The following is a 22,054-nucleotide window of genomic DNA, read 5'->3' as shown; positions in this document are numbered from 1 at the left end:
CGGGCGACTCGTGTCGCCCTGCCGGCCGTTCCTGTGCGCGCGTCTGTTCGGTGTTGATGTCGCGGTTCGATAACGCTGATGTCAAGTTCTTGCGCACTATGCGTCACCTCATTACTGTCCTGTTCATCGACGCGACGACGCGGAAGGAGCTCATCGGTGAGCAAGGGGCAGGACGCCGAGTGGTGGCGCAGCGCGGTGATCTACCAGGTCTACCCGCGCTCGTTCGCCGACGGGAACGGCGACGGCACGGGCGACCTCGCCGGGGTGCGGCAGCACCTCGGGTACCTGCGGGACCTCGGGGTCGACGCGATCTGGTTCACCCCCTGGTACGTGTCGCCACTGGCGGACGGGGGGTACGACGTCGCGGACTACCGCGCGATCGACCCGCAGTTCGGCACGCTCGCCGAGGCGGAGGCGCTCATCGCGGAGGCCCGCGAGCTCGGCATCCGCACGATCGTCGACGTCGTGCCCAACCACGTCTCCGCCGAGCACCCGTGGTTCCGCGACGCGCTGGCCGCCGGTCCCGGGTCGCCGGAGCGCGAGCGGTTCTGGTTCCGGCCCGGCCGGGGGGAGGGCGGCGAGGAGCTGCCCACCCGCTGGGTCTCCGACTTCCAGGGCACCACCTGGACCCGCACGACCGACCCGGACGGCACCCCCGGCGAGTGGTACCTGCACCTGTTCGCGCCGTCGCAGCCGGACCTCAACTGGGACCACCCCGACGTGCGCCGCGAGCACGAGGAGATCCTGCGCTTCTGGTTCGACCGCGGCGCCGCCGGCATCCGCATCGACTCCGCCGCGCTGCTCGTCAAGGACCCGGCGCTGCCCGAGGTCCCGGAGCACCCGGGGCCGGGGGAGCACCCGCACGTCGACCGCGACGAGCTGCACGACGTCTACCGTGCCTGGCGGGCGGTGGCCGACTCCTACGACGAGCCGCGCGTGCTGGTCGGCGAGGTGTGGCTGCCGGACACGGACCGCTTCACGCGGTTCCTGCGCCCCGACGAGATGCACACGGCGTTCAACTTCGACTTCATGGCTCGCCCGTGGGACGCCAAGGCGCTGCGCGAGTCGATCACGACGACGCTCGACGCGCACGCCCCCGTCGGTGCGCCGGCCACCTGGGTGCTGTCCAACCACGACGTCACCCGGCCGGTGACCCGCTACGGACGCGCGGACTCGTCGTTCGCGTTCGCGGCCAAGCGCTTCGGCACCCCGACGGACCTCGACCTCGGGCGCCGCCGGGCCCGCGCCGCGGCACTGCTCGTCGCCGCCCTGCCGGGCGCCCTGTACGTCTACCAGGGCGACGAGCTGGGCCTCCCCGAGGTCGAGGATCTGCCGCGCGAGCTCATCCAGGACCCGATGCACGACCGCTCCGGCGGCATCGACCCCGGCCGCGACGGCTGCCGCGTGCCGCTGCCCTGGACGCGTGGCGGCAGCTCGTTCGGCTTCGGCCCCGACGGCGGCGCTCCGCCCTGGCTGCCGCAGCCGGCGGCATGGGGCGGACTGTCGGTCGAGGCGCAGGACGCGGACCTGGCGTCGACGCTCGCCCTGTACCGCCGGGCGCTCGCGGCCCGCCGCACCGAGCCCGCGCTGCACGACCGCCGCCTGCGCTGGCTCGACGCCGTCGGCGACGTCCCGGTCGGCGACGACGTCCTCGCGTTCGCCCGCGGCGGCGGACCCGGAACCCCCGGGCTGGTGTGCGTCGTCAACCTCGGGCCCGAGCCCGTCCCGCTGCCGGCCGACGCCGACGTCGTGCTGCACAGCGCCGACCCCCGCGAGCCGCTCGCGCGGATCGCCACCGACGTCGCGGTCTGGCTCCGCCCGTGAGCCGGCCCGCCTGAACCCCTCCTGCCCGCACCGACCAGCTGCACCACCGCGATTCCTTCGACGGTGACATCGACAAGGGAGTGACGATGAAGTCCACACGAAAGCCGGCCGCGCTCGCCCTGGTGGGCGCGCTCACGGCGGTCGCCCTCGCGGCGTGCTCCGGCGGGGGCGACCCGCAGGACGAGAGCACGAACTCGGCGGGGCAGGTCACCCTCTCGGTGGTCTCCCTGCTGCCCGGGTCCACCGAGGAGGCGGTCGCCGCCTTCGAGGACCAGGTCGCGGAGTTCGAGAAGGCGAACCCCGACATCGACGTCCAGCCCGAGGAGTACGAGTGGAAGGCGACGACGTTCGCCGCCCAGCTCGCGGGCGGCACGCTGCCCGACGTCTTCGAGATCCCGTTCACCGACGCCCAGGGACTGGTGGAGAACGGCCAGCTCGCCGACATGGACGCCCAGTTCCGGGCCCTGCCGTACGCCGAGCAGTTCAACCCGACGATCCTCGAGGCCGGCACGGGCGAGGACGGCCACGTGTACGCGATCCCGGCGAAGAACGCCTACCCGGTCGCCCTGCACTACAACCGCCAGCTCTTCGAGTCGGCCGGCCTCGACCCCGACAGCCCTCCGACCACCTGGGAGCAGGTGCGCGAGTACGCGAAGAAGATCGCCGACGCCAACCCGGGCGTCGCCGGCTACGCCACGATGACCCAGAACAACACGGGCGGCTGGCAGCTCACGGCGCAGACCGTCGCGCGCGGCGGCCGCACCGTCGAGACCGACGCGGACCAGAAGGCCACGGCGACCCTCGACAACCCGGGCACCCAGGAGACGCTCCAGTTCCTCCACGACCTGCGGTGGGAGGACGAGTCGATGGGCGGCAACTTCCTGCTCGACTGGGGCAGCATCAACCAGGAGTTCGCGGCGGGCCAGGTGGGCATGTTCACCTCGGGCTCGGACATCTACACCTCGCTGGTGCAGACCAACGCGGTCGACCCGGAGACGTACGGCCTCGCGCCGATCCCGCTGTCCGACGCCCCCGAGTCGGCCACGCTCACCGGCGGCACCCTCGCGGGGGTGCCGGCGAACGTCGACGAGGGCGTCAAGGACGCCGCGATCAAGTGGATCGACTTCTTCTACCTGAACAAGCTGGTCGACGAGGACCGCGCCGTCGCCGACGCCGAGACCCTCGCCAAGAACGACCAGCCCGTGGGCACGCCCGTCCTGCCGATGTTCTCGAAGGAGCAGTACGAGCTGAACCAGGAGTGGATCGCGGACTACGTCAACGTGCCGCTCGACCAGATGACGGCATTCACCGACGCGATGTTCGACCTGCCGCTGGCCGGCGAGCCGTCGCAGAAGACGCAGGAGGTGTACGCGCTGCTCGACCCGGTCGTGCAGGCGGTGCTCACGGACGAGGGCGCGGACATCGACGCCCTGCTCGCCGACGCGAACACGCAGGCCCAGGCGCTGCTCGACCAGGGCTGACCGTGACCGTCACCACCTCTCCTCGCGGCGACGTCGCCGCACCCGCGCGGGGGGACAGTGCCGGCCACCCACGCCGGGGCCCGGCCACCTGGCTGCGCGGGGGCGGGCTGCACAGCCTCGTCTTCCTGCTCCCGCTGCTGGTGATCTTCGGCGTCTTCTCGTGGTTCCCGATCGTGCGCGCCGTGATCATGAGCGTGCAGGAGACGAACCTCGTCACCGACCCGACGTTCGTCGGGCTGGACAACTTCCGGCACGTGCTGGCCGACCCTCTGCTGTGGAAGGCCGTGCAGAACACCCTGTACTTCGCGTTCCTGGCCCTGCTGTTCGGCTACCCCGTGCCGCTGGTCGCCGCGGTGCTCATGCGCGAGGTGCGCCGCGGCCGCGGCCTCTACTCGGCGCTCGCGTACCTGCCGGTCGTGGTGCCGCCCGTCGTCGCCGTCCTGCTGTGGAAGTTCTTCTACAAGGGCGGGCCGACCGGTGTGTTCAACACGATCCTCGGCTGGGTGGGCCTCGGCCCGTACCCGTGGCTGCAGGACGCGTCGTGGGCCATGCCGTCCCTCGTGCTCGCCGCGACCTGGGCCGGCGCCGGCGGCACCGTGATCATCTACCTCGCGGCCCTCACGAGCGTGCCCGCCGAGCTGTACGACGCCTCCGAGGTGGACGGCGCCGGGCTGTGGCGCAAGATCTGGCACGTCACGCTGCCGCAGCTGCGCGGGGTCCTGTTCATCACGCTGATCTTGCAGGTCATCGGTACGGCGCAGGTGTTCCTCGAGCCGTACCTGTTTACCGGGGGCGGGCCGAACAACGCCACCGTGACCGTGCTGCTGCTCATCTACCGGTACGCGTTCCAGAACAGCCTCGGCGGCGACTACGGCGCCGCGACCGCGCTGTCGCTCATGCTGGCGGCGGTCCTCGCGGTCTTCTCCGTCCTCTACTTCCGGCTCACCCGGTCCTGGAGCACGTCATGACGCTCTCGTCCACCGCACGTCCCGCCCCGGCGCGCGGCGCGCGCCGTCGCGCCACCCCGTCCGACGACGGCGACCGCGGCGCGCTGTCCGCGCCCGACTGGCGCCGTCCCGCGGTCCGCTGGGGGATGGGCGGCACGCACGTGCTACTGCTCGTGCTGCTCGTCGTCGTCGGGCTCGGCCCGATGCTGCTGCTGGCGAAGTACGCCGTCACCCCGACGCAGGACATCCTGCGCACGCCCCTGGCCCTGTTCCCGCACGGCATCGCGTGGGAGAACCTCGAGCGGGCCTGGAACGACGTCCAGGTCAGCCGGTACTTCATGAACACGGTGTGGCTGGCGCTCGGGTCGTGGGCCGTGCAGCTCGTGGTCGCGACGACGGGCGGCTACGCGCTGTCGGTGCTGCGGCCGCGCTACGGGAAGGTGGTGCAGGCGCTCGTCCTGTCGACGATGTTCGTGCCCGCCGTCGTGCTGCTCGTGCCGCTGTACCTGACGATCCTCGACCCGCCGCTGCTGGGCCGGTCGCTGGTCGACAGCTTCTGGGCCGTGTGGCTCCCGGCCGGCGCGAGCGCGTTCAACGTGCTGCTGGTGCAGCGGTTCTTCGACAACCTGCCGCGCGAGGTCTTCGAGGCCGCGCGGGTCGACGGCGCCGGGCCGTACCGGCTGTTCTGGTCGATCGTGCTGCCGATGTCGAAGCCGATCCTCGGCGTCGTGTCGGTGTTCGCCGTCATCGCGGCCTGGAAGGACTTCCTGTGGCCGCTGCTGGTGCTCAAGGACCCGGCGATCCAGCCGCTGTCGGTGCGGCTGCCCGCGATCGAGGCGTCCACCGAGCTGGGCGTCTTCCTCGCGGCCCTGGCGATCTCGACCGTGCTCCCGGTGGCGATGTTCCTGGTCTTCCAGCGGCTGTTCCTGCGCGGCGCCGGGCTCGGGGGAGCGGTCAAGGGCTGACGGGTTCACCCGCGGTGTCGTTGACGCCTGGATCGTCCCAATGCTGGTATATGCGCAGATCTGACATGCGCGCAGATCAGCGACTCCCGGAGGAATGACGTGACCCAGCACGACCCGACGACCGACACCACGGGCCCCGCCCGCGCCACGGTGCGCTACCGCGGGCGGCACCTGCCGATGGTCGCGGTCGTCGTCGCCGCGACCATCGCGACCGCCCTGGCGTACAGCGGCATGGTGCTCTTCGGCCTGGAGGTGGCGGGGATGTCCCCGGCCGAGGCGTACGCCCTCGCCGGCTTCCTCGAGGTCAGCCTCGTCGCCGTCGCCCTCATGGCGCGCAACGCCGCCCTCGAGGGGCGGCCGTACGGCGTGCTCCTCACCCTGACGTGGATCCTGTCGGGCACGTCCGGCATGTTCGCGGCGCTGCACGAGATCGCCGTGCCGGACGCGAGCACGCCGTACATGGTCGCGTTCCGGTTCGTGCCGCCGCTGGTCGCCGCCCTCATGTGGCACCTGGCGCTGGTGGGCGAGCGCCACCTCGTCACGGGGCACACGCTCGACGAGCGCCGCCGCGAGCACCGCGTGCACCAGTACGTCACCGCCCTCGAGCTGTGGCGCGACGCGCGCCTCGACAGCACCGGGAACCACGCGGGTATGCGCAAGGTGCGGACGGCGCACCGCCGCCAGCGGGCCGCCCGCGACGCCGCGCTGAAGCTGCTCACGGTCGAGGACTTCGAGCGGCGCATGCAGGTCTGGGTGGAGCGGCTCGAGGCCGCCGAACGGCACGGCAACCGCCTCGACCTCATCGGCGCGAGCTCCGTCGAACGTGGCGTCGCCCGCGGTGCGGCCGCCACGGGCCCGCGCGCGCTGCCGGCGCCCGCCGCACCGGCGCCGGAGCTCGTCGCGCCGTCGCCGGCGGCCCTGCGACAGCCAGCCCCCGAGCCGGTCGTCACGACGACGGCGGTGGAGGGCGGCGCGTTCGCCGACGACGCGTTCGCCGACGACCTCCAGGCGGCGCTCACGGGCGCGACGCCCGTCGTCGACGCGGCCGGGCGCCGGGACGACGCGGTGGACGACGCGGTGGTGCAGGCCTGGTTCGACGACGTGGACGAGGACCTGGGGCCGGACCCGGCGGTCGAACCCGCCGTGCAGGACCGTGGTGCCGAGGAGGGCGACGAGCCGGAGCCCCGGCCCGCCGACGTGGAGGTCGACAGCGGGCTCCCGGGCACGCGCGAGCCGCTGCCGGAGACGGGCCACACCCGCCGGGTCGAGGTGTTCGACCTGCTCCGGCAGGCGGACCCGGCGCTGGGCGGCGCGCTCGCCCAGCGGTCCGCGTTCCTCACGGCCCACGGCACCTCGCCGGACGGGGAGGCCACGGAGGACACCGCGGTCGACGTCCCGGTCGAGCCCGCCGCGCCGCAGGCGCCCGCGGCCACGGCGGAGGAGCCCGCGGCCGCGACGGCCGACGAGCAGCCCGACGACCGGGGCGACCGCGACCGTCGGATCGTCGAGCTCGCCGACGACGGGCTCACGCACCGGGAGATCGCCGAGCGCTTCGACGTGTCGCGCGCGACGGTGAGCCGCATCGTGAGGCGGCACGCCACCGTCTGAGCCCTGTCGGGGCGAGGTCAGCGCAGCGCGGCCAGCATCGCGCCGACGGTCGCGGCGGCCAGCGCGATCAGCACCAGCGTGAGCAGGCGCTGCCGGAACGGTCGCCTCATCCTCGCCCCCGGTCCGGACCGCTGCGGTCCTCGTCGTCGTCCTGCTCGTCGTCCTGCCGGTCCTCGTCGTCGTCACGCTCGTCGTCCTGCTGGTCCTCGAGCTCGTCCTGCTCCTCGTCGCGCTGGTCCTCGAGCTCCTCGCGCTCGCTTTCGGACGGCGGACCGGAGGCGGAGAACCAGGCGAAGCCGCCGACGCCGGCGAGCAGCGCGACGGCGAGGCCCTCGACGACGTCGCGTCGCGACGGTCCCGGACCGTCCGGGGCGGGAGCGGCGGGGCCCGTCACGCGATGCCCCCGGTGAGGTACCAGAGCGCGGAGGTGGACCAGACGAGGGCGAGGAGCGCCACCACCGAGCCGCCGAGCAGGGGCAGCACGACGGGCGGCAGGCCGCGCACGCGCAGGGCGAGCATCTTGACCGTGAACGCGCCGTAGAACAGGCAGCCGGCGACGGAGTGCACCAGCGCCCGCGCGGGATCGTCCTCCAACCCGATCGACCAGACGCACGCGAAGGCGACCGGCAGCGTGAGGCCGAACGCGGCCACGCCGCTCCACCGGTGCAGCAGGCCGACCCAGCCCGGGGCCTCCCGGACGCCCGGCAGCCGGCCGTACATCGCCAGGGCGGAGGCGAGCTGGACCAGGAGGAGCGAGACGGCGGCGGTGGACAGCCACGCCTTCATCGCCAGCATGTCGGTGAACCACAGGGTCAGCAGCGGGGCACCGTCGCCCGGGTGCGCGTCCGCGTACGCGCCGAGCGCGGCCGCCACGGCCACGCCGGCCACCGTCGCGGCGGCCAGGGCCCAGCGCCACGACGCGCGGGGGACCGCGGGGGACTCGCCCATGCGAGTCACAGTGCCCGGTCCGCCGGTTGTCGGCCACCGGACACGACGTTGCCCCCCCGGCCGCCCTGAGGTCGGACAGGCGGTTGACACCAGGGGGCGCGATCGCTCGCGATGACGGTGTCAACCGCCTGTTCGGCGTCAGCGGGGGCTCAGGCGCGGGCGAACGTCCCGGCGAACGCGGTCCAGGACTCGGGGGCGAGCCGCACGCGGGTCGTGCCGCCGGCGCCCGGCGTCGCGGCGGAGGCGACGTCGACCGTGGACCAGCAGGCCTCGGCGACCTTCGCGGCGTGCTCCGGGCCCTCGACGGCGGGCTCGTGGTCCGCCACCATCTGCCAGCCCTCGGTGAGGCCGAGCGCGGCGCCGACGTGGGCCAGCTCGACCTCGACCACCCGGTCGGACCGGTTGGTGAGGAACAGGCCGAGCGAGCCGTCGTCGTCCACCGTCGCGGCGGCGGTGACGACCGGCGCGGCGCCGTGCTGCGCGGTGTCGTACGTCGGCGCGTCCACGCGCACGTCGAGCGCCGTGCCGCGCGCGAGGCGCGACGTCGTCGCGAACGGGTGGAACGTGGGCTGGCGCCACGCCTCGCCGCCCGGCGCGGTCATGATCGGCGCGATGACGTTGACGAGCTGCGCGAGGCACGCGACGGGCACGCGGTCGGCGTGGTTGAGCAGGGTGACCATGAGGTCGCCCACCACGACGGCGTCGAGGCCGGAGTAGACGTCCTCGATGATGCGCGGGGCGTCGCGCTGGATCGGCAGGTTCTCCTCGCCGCCGAAGCGGGTGGTGTTGTACCAGACGTTCCACTCGTCGAAGCTGATGGTGATGGCCTTGTCGCTGCGCCGCTCTGCGCCGACGGCGTCCGCCGAGGCGACGACCCGGTCGATGAACCGGTCCATGGCGGTGCCCGACGCGAGGAAGGACGCGCGGTCGCCGTCGATCTCCTCGTAGTAGGCGTGCATGGAGATGTGGTCCACCAGGTCGTACGTGTACGACAGGACCGTGCGCTCCCACGCGCCGAACGTGGGCATCTGCATGGACGACGAACCGCACACGATCAGCGAGATCGACGGGTCGACGAGCTTCATCGCCTTGCCGGCCTCGGCGGCGAGCTTGCCGTACTCGTGAGCGTCCTTCTGGCCGATCTGCCACGGGCCGTCCATCTCGTTGCCGAGGCACCACAGCGTCACGCCGTAGGGCTTCTCACGGCCGTTGGCGATGCGCAGGTCGGCCCACCGGGTGCCAGCCTCGCCGTTGCAGTACTCGACCAGGGCGGCCGCGGCGTCGACGCCGCGGGTGCCGAGGTTGACCGCCATCATCGGCTCGACGCCCTCGCGCTCCGCCCACTGCAGGAACTCGTCGGTGCCGACGAGGTTCGGCTCGACGGTGCGCCAGGCGAGGTCGAGGAACGGCTTGCGCTGCTCGACCGGGCCGACGGCGTCCTCCCACACGTAGTTGGAGACGAAGTTGCCGCCGGGGTAGCGCACCATCGGCACGCCCAGCTCGTGGACCAGGTCCGCGACGTCGCGGCGGAAGCCGTGCTCGTCCGCGGCGGAGTGACCCGGCTCGTAGATGCCGGTGTACACGGCACGGCCGAGGTGCTCGACGAACGAGCCGAACAGGCGGCGGTCGACGGCGCCGCGGCGGAAGTCGGGGTGCAGGGTGACGCGGGCGCCTGCGGTGGCGCCGGGGGCGTGGTCGGGAGCGGCGGGGGCGGGGCGGGCATCGGTGTGGGGAGCCGTCATGGGTCTCACGTTCCTCGTCGAAGTGGGCGATGGTGAAGCCACCGTGTACAACGATGTAGAGTCAACCACGGTCGCCGCGCGCGGCACCAATCGGCCCAGGAGGATCTGGGTCCGGACGACTCGAGGAGGAATCGGCATGCGCAGAGGCTTGCGACGCGCCGTGGCGGCGACGGCCGCCGGTCTGGCCGGCCTGTCGCTCGCGGCGTGCGCTCCCGGCGACGACGCCGGCCCGGCGGGCAACACGAGCTGCACCAACGAGATCACCAAGCCCGACGCCACGCGCGTCACCCTCTGGGCCTGGTACCCCGCCGTCGAGCAGATCGTGGACACGTTCAACGCCCAGCACGACGACGTCCAGATCTGCTGGACCAACGCGGGCCAGGGCGCCGACGAGTACGGCAAGTTCTCCACCGCCCTCGAGGCGGGCACCGGGGCGCCCGACGTCATCCAGCTCGAGTCCGAGATCCTGCCGACCTACACGATCCTCGACGGGCTCGCCGACCTCGCGCCGTACGGCGCCGCCGCCCTCGAGGACCAGTTCCCCGCCGGCGCCTGGTCGGACGTCTCGAGCGGCGGCTCGGTGTTCGCCGTCCCGGTCGACGGCGGCCCCGTGGGCATGCTGTACCGGGCCGACATCTTCTCGACGTACGGCGTCGAGCCGCCGACCACCTGGGACGAGTTCGCCCAGGCCGCGCAGGACCTGCGCGACGCCGGCTACGACGGCTACATCACCAACTACGCCACGAACGGCGGCGCCTTCAACTACGCGCTGTTCGCGCAGGCCGGCTGGGCGCCGTTCGCCTACGACCCGGCTCGGCGCGACCAGATCGGCATCGACGTCGACACCCCCGAGGCGCGGCACGTCCTGTCCTACTGGGAGGACCTCATCGACCGCGGCCTCGTGTCCAGCGACGACGCGTTCACCAGCGACTACAACACGTCCCTGGTGGACGGCACCTACGCCGTCTACATCGCCGCCGCATGGGGCCCCGGCTACCTCGAGGGGCTGTCGGACGCCGACTCCGGCGCCGAGTGGAAGGCCGCGCCGCTGCCGCAGTGGGACCCGGCGAACCCGGTCCAGGTGAACCAGGGCGGCTCGGCGCTCGCGGTCACCTCCCAGGCCACGGACCCCGAGGCGGCCGCCACCGTCGCGATGGAGCTGTTCGACGACGAGGAGACGTGGAAGATCGGCGTCGAGGACGCCGGCCTGTTCCCGCTGTGGAACCTCGCGCTCGACGCGCCGTGGTTCACCGACCGCCGCTACCCGTTCTTCGGCGGCCAGCAGGTCAACCGCGATGTCTTCCTCGACGCGGCGGCCCAGTACCCGGGCTTCACGTTCAGCCCGTTCCAGGTGTACGCGTACGACCGCCAGACCATGGCCCTCTACGACATGGTCGAGGGCGACTCGACCGCCGCCGACGCGCTGGCGACCATCCAGGACAGCCTGGTGCGCTACGCCGAGCAGCAGGGGTTCACGGTCCGATGACGCGCACAGGGTCGACAAGCACATGGTCGACAAGCACCGCACCGACAGGAGGGGGCTCCGTGATGACCTCGACGACTTCCGCCGCGCCGGCGACGGCGCAGCGCGCCCGCCCCGCGGGCGGACGACGCGGGCAGAGCCTGCTCGACACGAAGCGGCAGTGGTGGGGCTGGCTGTTCCTCGCCCCGTTCACGGTCGTGTTCGTGCTGTTCCTGCTGGTGCCACTCGGGTACGCCTTCTGGCTCAGCCTGCACACCAAGGGCATCGCGACCGGGGGCGAGAGCGTCTTCACCGGCGTGGCCAACTACGTGCGCGTGTTCACCGACGCGGACTTCCTGTCCGGCATGGCGCGGGTGGGCCGGTTCGTGCTCGTCATGGTGCCGATCCAGATCGGCCTCGCCGTGGCGATCGCGCTCGTGCTCGACACGCTGGCCACCCGCCTGTCGAAGGCGTCGCGGCTGCTCGTCTTCGTGCCGTACGCCATCCCCGCCGTCATCGGTGCGCTGATGTGGGGATTCCTGTACAGCCCGCGGTTCGGCCCCGCGAACGACGTCTTCGGGCTCTTCGGCCTGGCCGCGCCCGACTTCCTCAGCCGCGACCTCGTCTTCGGCTCGCTGGTCAACATCGTGACCTGGCAGTGGGTGGGCTACTACATGATCATCGTCTACGCCGCGCTGCGGGCGATCGACCCGTCGGTGTACGAGGCGGCCAGGCTCGACGGCGCCGGGAACCGGGCGATCGCGTTCCGGATCAAGATCCCGATGATCGCGTCGTCGATGGTGATGATCGTGGTGTTCGCGCTCATCGGCACCCTGCAGTTCTTCACCGAGCCGACGGTGCTGCGGTCGGTCGCGCAGGGCGCGATCCCCACCACCTACACCCCGAACATGTACGCGTACTCGATGGCGTTCTCCTACAGCCAGTTCAACTACGCCTCCACGATCGCGTTCGCGCTCGGGATCCTCGTGTTCATCGGGTCGTACGTGTTCCTGTACGCCACCCGCAAGCAGAGCGGACTGAAGTGATGACGACGACGGCGACGCAGCAGACCCTCTCGCGCCGGCCGCGACAGCGCCGGATCGGCTCCCACGTGTTCCTGCTCCTCGCGGTGCTCTACTTCGTCGTGCCGCTGTGGTGGCTCGTCGTCGGGTCCACGAAGTCGAACAGCGGCCTGTTCGTGGGCTCCGGCGGCGCCCTGTGGTTCAACGACGAGTTCGCGCTCTGGGACAACGTGAAGCAGCTGTTCACGTACCAGGGCGGCATCTACTGGACGTGGATGCGCAACTCGTTCGTGTACGCGATCGTCGGCGGCGTGGGGTCCACGGTGCTCGCCGTGCTGGCCGGGTACGCCCTGGCCAAGTACCGGTTCCGCGGCCGCAACCTCTACTTCTCCATGCTGCTGGGCTCCGTGATGGTGCCGCTCACGGCGCTGACCATCCCCACGTTCGTGCTGCTCAGCCAGCTCGGCATGATCAACACGATGTGGGCCGTGATCCTGCCGTCGCTGCTCAGCCCGATCGGCGTCTACCTCGTGCGCGTGTACGCCGTCGACGCCATCCCGGACGAGATGCTCGACGCCGGCCGGGTCGACGGCGCGGGGGAGCTGCGCCTGTTCTTCCGCGTCGCGCTGCCGCTGCTGAGGCCGGCGTTCGTCACGGTCCTGCTGCTGACGACCGTCGCGACGTGGAACAACTTCTTCCTCCCGCTGGCCGTGCTGCGCGACCCGCAGCTGCTGCCCGTCACGGTGGGCATCAACCAGTGGCAGGCGCTGTCGAACGCGGGGGCGGGCGGCGAGCAGGTGTGGAACCTCATCACCACCGGCGCGCTCGTGTCGATCCTGCCCCTGATCGTGGCGTTCCTCGCCCTGCAGAAGTACTGGCAGGGCGGCCTGTCCCTCGGGTCGATCAAGTGACGCCCGTCGCCGCGCCGGCCGGGGCGGGGCCCGTGGGCGGTGCGCTGCCCGCGGCGCGCACCCGCCCGCTGCCCGCCGGGGCGGCGCGGCTCGAGCCGTCCGGGCTCCTCGGACGGTGGCAGGAGCGCAACGCCGCCGCGACGGTCCCGCACTGCCTCGGGGCGTTGGAGACGTCGGGGGCCCTCGACAACCTGCGCCGCCTGCTCGACCCTGCCGACCCCGAGCACCACGACGGCCCGTACCGCGGCTTCAACTTCGCCGACTCGGACGTGCACAAGACGCTCGAGGCGGTCGCGTGGGAGTCGGCACGCTCCGGTGCCCCGCGGCACGAGGACGAGGTGCGGCGCGTCGTCGGCCTGCTGCGCCGGGTCCAGGCGCCGTCCGGCTACCTGGACTCGCACGTGCTCGGCGGGGCGGCGGCGTCCGCCGAGCCGTACGCCGACCTGCGCTGGGGGCACGAGCTGTACGTGCTGGGCCACCTGGTGCAGGCGGGCGTCGCGCGGGCGCGTGCCACCGGCCGGGACGACCTTCTCGACGTCGCGACGGCGTGGGCGGACGACGTCGTGTCCCGCCTGGACGAGGGCGAGGAGCTCGTGTGCGGGCACCCGGAGGTCGAGTCGGCGTTCGTGGAGCTCTACCGCGAGACGGGTGACCCGGCGTACCGCGAGGCCGCCCGCCGGATGCTCGACCTGCGCGGGTACGGCCGCCTCGGCTCCGGCCCGTTCGAGCCCGCCTACCACCAGGACGCGACGCCGGTGCGCGCCGCGGACGAGGTGGCCGGGCACGCCGTCCGGCAGCTCTACCTGCTGGCCGGCGTCGTCGACCTCTACCTCGAGACCGGGGAGGACGCGCTGCTCGCGGCCGCCGCGCGGCAGTGGGACGACGCGCACGGGCGACGCACGCACGTCACCGGCGGGATGGGCTCGCGACACAAGGACGAGTCCTTCGGCGACCCCTTCGAGCTGCCGCCCGACCGCGCGTACGCCGAGTCGTGCGCCGGGGTGGCGAGCGTGCTGTGGGACTGGCGGATGCTGCTCGCCACGGGCGAGGCGCGGTACGCGGACTCGCTCGAGCACGCCCTGCTCAACGTGGTCGCGGCGGCCACGTCGACGGACGGCACGGCCTTCTTCTACTCGAACCCGCTGCAGGTGCGCACCGGCCACGACGGGGCGGACGAGTACCAGGCGTCCGGCCGGCGCGGCTGGTTCGCCTGCGCGTGCTGCCCGCCCAACCTGGCGCGGCTGGTCGCGTCGCTGCACACCATGGTCGCCAGCCGGGACGCCGACGACGGCGCGCTCGCCGTGCACCTGTACGCCGACGCCGACCTCGAGGACGGGGACGGGTCGCGCGTGCGGATCCGGACCGGCTACCCGTGGGACGGAGACGTCGTCCTCACCGCGGACGCCCCGTCGCCGGTGCCGCTCGCGCTGCGGCTGCCCGGCTGGGCGGACGCCGCGCGCACCCGGCTGGAGGTGGACGGTGCCGCCGTCGACGTCGCCGCGGTGCTCGACGCCCGCGGCTACCTGCGGGTCGGGGCCGGCGCGCGCCGCGTGCGGCTGAGCCTGCCGATGGAGCCGCGCGCGCTCGCCGCGCACCCGCACGTCGACGCCGTGCGGGGCTGCGTCGCCCTGGCCCGCGGTCCCCTGGTGCACTGCCTGGAGCAGGTCGACCACGGGGTCGCCCTCGAGGACGTGACGCTCGACCTCGCCGCCGGCCTCGAGGTGGGGCCGGCGGACGACGTCCTGGGCGTCGGGGCGACGCTGGTCGGCTCCGGGCGCGCGACGTCGTCCGCGGGGGTCCCGCTCTACCGCGCCGTGGACGGCGCCGTGGAGGGCGACGCGCCCGTCGCCCCCGTGGACCTGCAGGTCCGGGCCGTGCCCTACGCTGTGTGGGGCAATCGAGGAGAGGGTCCGATGCGCGTCTGGGTCCCGGCCGCGGCATCGGCGCGGCCCGGCGACCGAGGGCGGTCGGGAAGGTGAGCGGCATGCGCGTGACCATGCACGACGTGGCCCAGCGGGCCGGCGTGTCGATCAAGACGGTGTCGAACGTCGTGAACGGGTACCCGCACATCCGGCCCGAGACGCGCCGGCGCGTCGAGGAGGCGATCGAGCACCTCGGGTACCGCCTCAACACCACGGCGCGCAACCTGCGCACGCAGCGCACGGACATGATCACGCTCGCCGTGCCGGAGCTGCGGCTGCCGTACTTCGCCGAGCTCGCGGACTCCGTGATCCGCTCTGCCGAGGAGCAGGGCCTCACCGTGCTCATCGAGCAGACCGGGTCGGTGCGCGAGCGCGAGATCGAGCTGCTCGACGGCCGCCGACGCCACCTCACGGACGGCGTGATCTTCTCGCCGCTGGCGCTCGGGCAGGACGACGTGGGGCTGTTCGAGGTCGACTTCCCGCTGGTGGTGCTGGGCGAGCGCGTCTTCGACGCCCCGGCCGACCACGTGACGATGAACAACGTGGCCGCGGCGCGCGCCGCCACGCTGCACCTCGCGTCGCTGGGCCGGACGCGGATCGCGGTCGTCGGCGCGCACGAGGGCGAGCTGGTCGGCTCCGCCGCCCTGCGGACCGAGGGCTACCGGCAGGGTCTGGCGGCCGCCGGGCTCCCGTACGACCCCGCGCTGGTCTCCGAGGCCGGGCTGTGGCACCGCTCGACCGGGTCGGAGTCGATGGCGCGGCTGCTCGACTCCGGCGTCGAGATCGACGCCGTCTTCGCCCTCAACGACGCGATGGCCCTGGGCGCGCTGCACGCGCTGCACGCCCGCCGGATCGAGGTGCCGGGCGACGTCGCGCTGATCGGCTTCGACGACGTCGACGACGTGCGGTACTCCGTGCCGACCCTCAGCTCCGTGGACCCGGGGCGCGAGCAGATCGCCCGCACGGCGGTGGACCTGCTCGTCGAGCGGATCGCCGGCGGCGACGAGCGTCCGTTCCGCCGGGTGATCCCCGACTCGCGCGTCGTGGGCCGGGAGTCCACCGGTGACGCCGCGGAGGGGATGGAGAAGGTGGTGGCCGTCCAGCCCGGCGGCAACGAGGAGATCGTGTCGCCGGTCAGCGCGACGGCGTGACGACCGGCGGCATCTCCCGCGGTGCCGGCATCTCCCGCAGGCTGCGCAGCGGGCTGCGCAGCGCGCTGAGGCAGGCGGCGCAGTGCACCGCCGCCATGAGCAGCACGGTCTCGCGCACGCCGAGCACCTCGCCCAGGGCGCCCGCGGCGAGCCCGGCGAGCGGCATCGTGCCGAAGTTGACGAACTGGCTGGTCGTGACGACGCGACCCATCAGGGGTTGCGGCACGTAGCGCTGCCGCCACGCCCCGCGCAGCACGTTCCCGGAGACCACCGCGAGCCCGACCAGGAAGAGGCCGGCGACGGTCCACGCGACCTGCGCGCCGCCACCCCCGAGGCCCACCAGGAGCGCGGGCGGCCCGCCGGCGACGATGAGCAGCACCGTGGCGCGGGCGCTGCCGAGGTGCCGGCTGAGCCAGGTGGCCACGGTCGCGCCGAGCAGGCCTCCGCACGCGCCGACGGTCATCACGACACCCAGTGCGGACGGGCCGAGGCCGACGGTGTCCACGAGGAACAGCACGAGCAGTGCGGTGTACCCGGTGAGGCCGAAGTTGGAGATCCCGCCCACGACGACGAACCAGCGCAGGTAGCGGTCGGAGGCCACGAACGCCACGCCTTCGCGGATACGCACCCGCAGCGGCGCCTGGGGCGGTCGCTCCGGCTGCCGCTCCGGCTGGACGCGCCAGAGGCAGAAGGCCGAGACGAGGAAGCTCGCCGCGTCCAGGGCCAGCCCGGCGGCGGCGCCGAGCGCCTGCGCCGTCGCGCCGCCTATCCCCGGCCCCGCCACCTGCATGCCCGACTCCGTGCCGAGCAGGCGCGCGTTCGCGGCCTCGAGCTGCTCGTCGGGCACGACCTGGGGGAGGAAGACGGTGTACGCGGTGCGGAAGAAGACGGTGCTGACGCCCGCGGCGAGCGCGGCGCCGACGAGGTGCGGCAGGGTCAGCGCGTCGAGCGCGGCGGCGACGGGGACGCCGCCGACGGCGACGGCGGCCACCAGGTCGGCCACGATCATCACGGCCCGTGCCGGGAGCCGGTCGATCCACGCGCCGGCGGGCAGGCCGATGACGAGCCACGGCAGCCACGCCGCCGCCGTGAGCAGGCCGACCACCGCGGCCCCGGCGTCGAGCTCGAGCACCGCGACGAGGGGGAGCAGCACCGACGTGGTGGCGTTGCCCAGCACGCTGACGCCCTCGCCCACCCAGAGCCGCCGGAAGCCGCGGTTGCGCGCGAGCGGGACGACGGCGGCGTCGGCCGTGGCGGCGGTCATGGCTGGGCGGGGAACCCGCGGCCGAAGACGAGCACGGGCTCGCGCTCGACGCCGTCGTCCGGGCGCGGGCGCTCGGCCCAGCGCACGAGGACGGCCGTGATCTCCTCGCCGAGCGCGGCGAGCTCCTCCGGGGACAGGTGCACCCACGTCTCGGTCGCGAACGCGGCGCCGTCCCACTCGGGCGCCGACCCGGCGTTGGCCTGCCACTCCTGGACCCGGTCGAACTGGCGCTGGAGGTGGAGCGCCTCGGCGGCCTGCGCGGCGGTCACGGCGGCGGCGTCCGCGGCGAACTCCTGACGCGACCAGCGGAGCCGTGGCGCGACGAGGCGCCACCAGCGCTCGCGTCGGTCGCGGGCGAGCTCGGGGGCCTCGGCGACGAGGCCGGCGTCGTGCAGCACCTTGAGGTGGTGGCTGGCGCTGCCGACGGCCTGCCCCGTGCGGCGCGCGAGCGTGGACGCGGTGGAGGGGCCGTCGACCTTGAGCGCGTCCATGAGGCGGGCCCGGTAGGGGTGGGCGAGGGCGGCGAGCGCCTTCGCCTCGGTGACGGTGCGCACGCCCTGCTGCGGGTCGGGTGCGCCGTCCTGCGGGGTGCCCTCGGGAGGGATGGGTGGGTGCGTCATCCCGCCACCGTAGACCCACAAGAGGTGTTGTACAAGAGTTCTTGTGAAACTCGGTCAGGCCGCGGGGCCCCCCGAGGCCTGGGCGTCGATCCGGTCGAGCCGGTCGGCGGCGAGGCGGCCGGTGGCCCACAGCCAGAAGCCGGGGCCGACCAGCACGGCCAGGAGCGGCAGCGCCCAGGCGGCGGCGAGCAGGGCCGCGGCCACCACGAGGACCGCGAGCGACGTCGCCGGGCCGAGCAGGGGGAGCAGCAGCAGGAGCCGCCAGGTCGCCACGGGCCCGCTCGCGTACCGCGCCACCACCACCGGCCAGCAGGCGAGGACGACGGCGCCCCACGCCCCGACGGCCAGCAGGCCCCCGGTGAGGACCGCGCGACCGGGTCCGCCTAGGAGGCCCGAGCCGCCGAGCAGGCCCAGCGCCGCGCCGTCGAGCCACAGCAGCCCGGCGACCGCCCAGACGGGCGCGAAGAGCGCGGCGGTGCGGCCGAACCCGTCGCGCCACGTGCGCCAGAACGTCCGCCACGGCGTGGGCTCCGCCGTCATCCGGGCGACGACGACGCCGCCCGCGCGCAGCGCCGGGCCGAGGCCGAGCAGCACGCCCCCGGCGAGGGCGCCCAGCGCCACCATGGCGGAGACCTCGACGAGGAGCGTCGCCCAGCGCAGCGCGAGCATCACGCCGCCCGCCCAGCCGGGCACCTCCGCCTCGGCGACGGCGGCGCGCACGGCGCCCTCCGCAGGTCCGGTGGGTGCCGGTGCGGGGGCCGTCACGGGAGCCTCGTCGCGAGGGTGACGCGACCCGTGTCGTCGAGCGCCTCGAGGCACAGGGTGGCGCGGCCGCGCACGCCGTCCCACGCCGGGTGCACGACGGCGGAGACGGCCGCGCCGTCGGGGGCGGTCCAGGCGAAGCGTCCTCCGCCCAGGGCGCGCACCGCGGTCCGGGCCTCCAGCGGCCCGACGACGCCGTCCTGCACGTGCCTCGGGTCGGTGCCCGGTGTGAGGCGCTCCCACGTGCCGTCGAGGACGGCCGCGTCGGCCGGCCAGCGCGAGACGTCGTCCACCTCCCGTGCGGCGCCGGCCCAGGGCTGCGGGGCGACGAGCGGCCAGCCGTCGTGCGTCCACACCAGCCGCCGCACCTGGAGCCGGTGCTCGGTGGGGGCGTCGGCGTCGCGGACGTGGTGCACCAGGAGCTGGCGCACGTGCGAGCCCGCCTCGGAGGCCGCGGCGGGCACCCGCTCGGTGAGCACGGACGCGTGGCCGGGCGCGAGGATCCCCGGGCCTCCGGCGAGCCGGTGCCCGGACAGCACGGGCACGCCGACGGCCCACGGGTCGGCGTCGACGTCGGTCATGAGGCGGCCGGCGCGGTCGCGGTACGGGCCGGGGACGGCGTCGCCCACGGCCGCCCGGAGGTGATAGCTGCCCCCGAGCGAGTCGTAGGAGACGAGCAGCGCCCAGCCGCCCCCGGGCCGGGGGAGCACGTACGCCCCCTCGACCGCGCCGTCGGCCGCCCGCGCCCGGTGCGCCAGGAGGCGGCCCGGCGCGGCGTGCAGCTCGCCCGGCGCGGGCGCGAACCCGTCGGCCACGAACCCGGTCGCGGCGTCGAGGGGGAGCGCGTGGATCCCGCCGAAGAACGACCCGTACACGAGCCACTGCGTCCCGTCCGCCTCGGTCACGACGTTGGCGTCGATGGCGTTGGGGTGGCCGAGCCCCGCGGGCGGGTCGGCGTGGTCGCTCGACACGACGACACCGCGGTCGGTCCACGGGCCCGCCGGGTGCGGCGCCTCCGCCAGGCCGATCGCCGACCGGCGCGAGCCGAACGTCGAGGCCGAGTAGTACATGCGCCAGGTGCTGCCCGCCGAGGTGCCGACCTGCACGACCTCGGGCGCCCACAGGCCCTCGGCGCCCGACCACGCCGCCGCGGGCGCGGGCACGCCCGCCAGCGCCCAGCCGTGGAAGTCCCAGGTCACGAGGTCCGTCGAGCGGCGCACCTGCACGCCCCCGCGCACGGGGCCGTCGGAGCGCGCGTCCGTGGAGAAGAGCCAGTAGACGCCGTCGTCGTCCCGCACGGCGGTGGGGTCGTGCACGTGGCGGCCGCGCCAGGCCGCGGTGTCGAGGGCGGTGTCCGTCGGGGTGCCCGTCGGGGTGTCCGTCGTGGTGTCCGTCATCGTCAACCCTTCGTGCCGGTGAGGGCGACGGACTCGATGATCTGCCGCTGGAAGATCAGGAAGACCACGAGGATGGGCAGCACGGCGACGACGGACGCGGCCATGATCAGCGGGTAGTCGCGCTGGGTCGCGTACTGGACGTTCATGTTCGCGATGACCACCTGCAGCGTCTGCTTCTCGGGGGTGTTCAGGTACAGGATCGGCGCCAGGTAGTCGTTCCAGACCGCCATGAACCACAGGATGAACTGGGCGGCGACGGCGGGCCGGATGATCGGCATGATCATGCGCCAGAAGATCTGCCAGTAGGAGGCGCCGTCGATCTTGGCCGCCTCGACGAGGGAGTCCGGCACGCTCGACAGGTACTGGCGCAGGAAGAAGATCATCACGATGTTGCCGAAGATCGCCGGCACGATCAGGGGCCACAGCGTGTCCACCCAGCCGATCTTCGAGAACATCACGAACTGCGGGATCATGATCGTCGGGAACGGGATCATGATGCCGGTGAGCAGGCCGATGAAGATCGCATTCTTGAACGGCATCCGCATCTTGGCGAGGGCGAACGCCGCCAGCGAGCAGGTGAACGTCCCGATCACCGTGACGCTCAGCGACACGACGAGGCTGTTCTTGATGCCGTCGAGGACGTAGGAGTCCGTCCACATGCGGACGTAGGTGTCCCACTGGGGGACCTCCGGGATCCACACCGGGGGCAGGGCGAAGACCTCGAGCTTCGTCTTCAGGGACGTGGAGAGCATCCACACGAGCGGGGCGATCATGAAGACCGCACCCGCCGCGAGGACGACCCACACGATCGTGTCGGTGAGGCGCGAGCGTGCCGAACGGCCGAGGCGCGTGCCCGGCGGGGCGCCGGTCGTGGTGGCGGTCGTGGGAGCGGGCGTCGTGGTGGTCATGGTGTCTCCCTGGCCTCAGTCGACGACGAAGCCGGCGTTGCGCCGGTTCAGCCGGAACTGGATGAGCGTGATGACGAGGATGAGGAGCCCGAGCACCACCGACATCGCCGTGGCGTAGCCCATCTGCTGGTACCGGAACGCCTGGAGCCAGATGTGGTAGACGACGGAGGCCGTGGAGTACTCCGGCCCGCCGGTGGGCGTCATGATCTGGATCTCGATGAAGATCATCGCGCCGCCGATGACCTGCGTGACGATGAGGAAGAACGTCACCGGCTGCACCATCGGCAGCGTGATGGAGCGGAACTTCTGCCAGCCGCCGGCGCCGTCGAGCTCGGCGGCCTCGTAGAGGGAGCGGGGCACGGACTGGATCGCGGCCAGGTACAGCAGCATCGAGTACCCGAGCCCCTTCCAGACCGCCATCATGATGATCGCGGGCTTGGCCCAGACCGGGTCGGCCAGCCAGTTCGGGCCGTCGATCCCGAAGAGCCCCAGGAACTGGTTCACCAGGCCGAAGTCGCCGTTGTAGGCCCACTGCCACAGGATCGCGATCGCGGCGATGGACGAGATCACGGGGACGTAGTAGATGGCCCGGAACGCCGCGCGACCGAAGATCTTCCGGTTCATCATCACGGCGAGCGCGAGCGAGATCGCCAGCCCGATCGGGATGCCGATCATGTAGAAGAACGTGTTGAACAAGGTCTGGCGGAACCGCTCGTCGCCCAGCAGGGCGACGTAGTTGTCGAGCCCGATGAACTGCATCGGCCCCAGCCCGTTCCACCGGGTCAGCGACGCGTACAGCGCGAAGAGCGTGGGGTAGAGGATGAAGAGCAGGTAGCCGAGCACGGGCGCCGCGACGAACAGCAGCGCCCACCTCTTCTCGGTGCGGTGGAGCCGCGAGGTCCCGCCGCGTCGTGGCGGCGCGGGGGCGGGGTCCGGCGCCGGGGGGCGGGTGCCGGCCGTGGCCGGCGTGGCGGTGGACGTCATCGCAGACTCCTTCGTCCAGGGACGTGCGAGGGGGGCGCGCGGGGGCGGTGCGGGGGGCGTGTATGGCGCGGGAGGGGGGAAGACGTACGCGGGAGACCGAGGAGAGACGAATTCCGGACATCGCACCCTAATCACA

General features: G+C 73.3%; 19 protein-coding genes. 10 read left to right on the top strand and 9 right to left on the bottom strand.

Annotation, left to right across the window (positions count from 1 at the left end):
* The first annotated feature begins 78 nt into the window (after window positions 1–78).
* The 5 genes from ACFCZN_RS17140 to ACFCZN_RS17120 all read left to right on the top strand — a co-directional run bounded on the left by ACFCZN_RS17140 (window position 79) and on the right by ACFCZN_RS17120 (window position 6,825).
* Window positions 79–1,824, top strand: coding sequence for a glycoside hydrolase family 13 protein (locus ACFCZN_RS17140; RefSeq protein ID WP_430557544.1), 1,746 nt, complete (start codon window positions 79–81; stop codon window positions 1,822–1,824).
* Window positions 1,825–1,910: 86 nt separating this feature from the next.
* A complete protein-coding gene (locus ACFCZN_RS17135; protein ID WP_430557543.1) occupies window positions 1,911–3,305 on the top strand; it encodes an extracellular solute-binding protein in 1,395 nt (464 codons plus the stop codon).
* 2 nt (window positions 3,306–3,307) lie between these two features.
* A complete protein-coding gene (locus tag ACFCZN_RS17130) occupies window positions 3,308–4,273 on the top strand; it encodes a carbohydrate ABC transporter permease (protein ID WP_430557542.1) in 966 nt (321 codons plus the stop codon).
* The gene (locus tag ACFCZN_RS17125; protein ID WP_430557541.1) at window positions 4,270–5,217 is read left to right on the top strand and encodes a carbohydrate ABC transporter permease; all 948 of its coding nucleotides are present in this window, start codon (window positions 4,270–4,272) and stop codon (window positions 5,215–5,217) included. The genes ACFCZN_RS17130 and ACFCZN_RS17125 overlap by 4 nt, the downstream gene beginning before the upstream one ends.
* Before the next feature lie 99 nt (window positions 5,218–5,316).
* Window positions 5,317–6,825 carry a helix-turn-helix domain-containing protein gene (locus ACFCZN_RS17120; RefSeq protein ID WP_430557540.1) on the top strand — a complete coding sequence of 503 codons (1,509 nt, stop codon included), beginning with the start codon at window positions 5,317–5,319 and terminating at the stop codon, window positions 6,823–6,825.
* Between the two features lie 106 nt (window positions 6,826–6,931).
* Here ACFCZN_RS17120 and ACFCZN_RS17115 read toward each other — a convergent pair whose 3' ends face one another.
* From ACFCZN_RS17115 to ACFCZN_RS17105, 3 genes are all read right to left on the bottom strand, one after another.
* Window positions 6,932–7,219 carry a hypothetical protein gene (locus ACFCZN_RS17115; protein ID WP_429766257.1) on the bottom strand — a complete coding sequence of 96 codons (288 nt, stop codon included), beginning with the start codon at window positions 7,217–7,219 and terminating at the stop codon, window positions 6,932–6,934.
* Window positions 7,216–7,773 (bottom strand): DUF6529 family protein, encoded by a 558-nt coding sequence (locus ACFCZN_RS17110; RefSeq protein ID WP_430557539.1) that lies wholly within the window; start codon window positions 7,771–7,773, stop codon window positions 7,216–7,218. Before ACFCZN_RS17110 ends, ACFCZN_RS17115 begins: the two co-directional genes overlap by 4 nt.
* Window positions 7,774–7,922: 149 nt before the next feature.
* Window positions 7,923–9,515, bottom strand: coding sequence for an alpha-N-arabinofuranosidase (locus ACFCZN_RS17105; protein ID WP_430557538.1), 1,593 nt, complete (start codon window positions 9,513–9,515; stop codon window positions 7,923–7,925).
* Window positions 9,516–9,651: 136 nt separating this feature from the next.
* On the opposite strand from ACFCZN_RS17105, the gene ACFCZN_RS17100 reads away from it, so the two are divergent.
* The 5 genes from ACFCZN_RS17100 to ACFCZN_RS17080 all read left to right on the top strand — a co-directional run bounded on the left by ACFCZN_RS17100 (window position 9,652) and on the right by ACFCZN_RS17080 (window position 15,983).
* Entirely contained in the window at window positions 9,652–11,001 is a 1,350-nt protein-coding gene (locus ACFCZN_RS17100) for an ABC transporter substrate-binding protein (protein ID WP_430557537.1), read from the top strand.
* 62 nt (window positions 11,002–11,063) lie between these two features.
* Window positions 11,064–12,023 (top strand): carbohydrate ABC transporter permease, encoded by a 960-nt coding sequence (locus ACFCZN_RS17095; RefSeq protein ID WP_429766262.1) that lies wholly within the window; start codon window positions 11,064–11,066, stop codon window positions 12,021–12,023.
* Window positions 12,023–12,910 (top strand): carbohydrate ABC transporter permease, encoded by an 888-nt coding sequence (locus ACFCZN_RS17090; RefSeq protein WP_429766263.1) that lies wholly within the window; start codon window positions 12,023–12,025, stop codon window positions 12,908–12,910. The genes ACFCZN_RS17095 and ACFCZN_RS17090 overlap by 1 nt, the downstream gene beginning before the upstream one ends.
* Entirely contained in the window at window positions 12,907–14,889 is a 1,983-nt protein-coding gene (locus ACFCZN_RS17085; RefSeq protein WP_430557536.1) for a glycoside hydrolase family 127 protein, read from the top strand. Before ACFCZN_RS17090 ends, ACFCZN_RS17085 begins: the two co-directional genes overlap by 4 nt.
* A 5-nt stretch (window positions 14,890–14,894) precedes the next feature.
* Window positions 14,895–15,983: a LacI family DNA-binding transcriptional regulator gene (locus tag ACFCZN_RS17080; RefSeq protein WP_429766266.1), complete on the top strand. Its 1,089-nt coding sequence runs from the start codon at window positions 14,895–14,897 to the stop codon at window positions 15,981–15,983.
* Here the strand turns inward: ACFCZN_RS17080 and ACFCZN_RS17075 are convergent.
* Genes ACFCZN_RS17075 through ACFCZN_RS17050 form a run of 6 tightly spaced genes read right to left on the bottom strand, consistent with a single transcriptional unit; the run spans window position 15,967 to window position 21,918 of the window.
* Entirely contained in the window at window positions 15,967–17,247 is a 1,281-nt protein-coding gene (locus tag ACFCZN_RS17075; protein WP_430557535.1) for an MFS transporter, read from the bottom strand. The genes ACFCZN_RS17080 and ACFCZN_RS17075 overlap by 17 nt on opposite strands.
* Window positions 17,244–17,867, bottom strand: a complete 624-nt coding sequence (locus ACFCZN_RS17070) for an ArsR/SmtB family transcription factor (protein WP_430557534.1) — start codon at window positions 17,865–17,867, stop codon at window positions 17,244–17,246. The genes ACFCZN_RS17075 and ACFCZN_RS17070 overlap by 4 nt, the downstream gene beginning before the upstream one ends.
* A 54-nt stretch (window positions 17,868–17,921) precedes the next feature.
* Complete coding sequence (locus tag ACFCZN_RS17065) at window positions 17,922–18,632, bottom strand: DUF624 domain-containing protein (RefSeq protein WP_430557533.1); 711 nt, start codon at window positions 18,630–18,632, stop codon at window positions 17,922–17,924.
* Window positions 18,629–20,026, bottom strand: a complete 1,398-nt coding sequence (locus ACFCZN_RS17060; protein ID WP_430557532.1) for an arabinan endo-1,5-alpha-L-arabinosidase — start codon at window positions 20,024–20,026, stop codon at window positions 18,629–18,631. Before ACFCZN_RS17060 ends, ACFCZN_RS17065 begins: the two co-directional genes overlap by 4 nt.
* Before the next feature lie 2 nt (window positions 20,027–20,028).
* The gene (locus ACFCZN_RS17055; RefSeq protein WP_429766274.1) at window positions 20,029–20,934 is read right to left on the bottom strand and encodes a carbohydrate ABC transporter permease; all 906 of its coding nucleotides are present in this window, start codon (window positions 20,932–20,934) and stop codon (window positions 20,029–20,031) included.
* A gap of 15 nt (window positions 20,935–20,949) precedes the next feature.
* On the bottom strand, window positions 20,950–21,918 hold the full coding sequence (locus ACFCZN_RS17050) for a carbohydrate ABC transporter permease (RefSeq protein WP_429766276.1): 969 nt from the start codon (window positions 21,916–21,918) through the stop codon (window positions 20,950–20,952).
* Window positions 21,919–22,054: the final 136 nt, after the last annotated feature.

The sequence above is a fragment of the Isoptericola sp. NPDC056134 genome (assembly GCF_042264825.1).
Lineage (GTDB): Bacteria > Actinomycetota > Actinomycetes > Actinomycetales > Cellulomonadaceae > Isoptericola > Isoptericola nanjingensis.
This window is presented reverse-complemented; position numbering and strand designations above follow the sequence as displayed.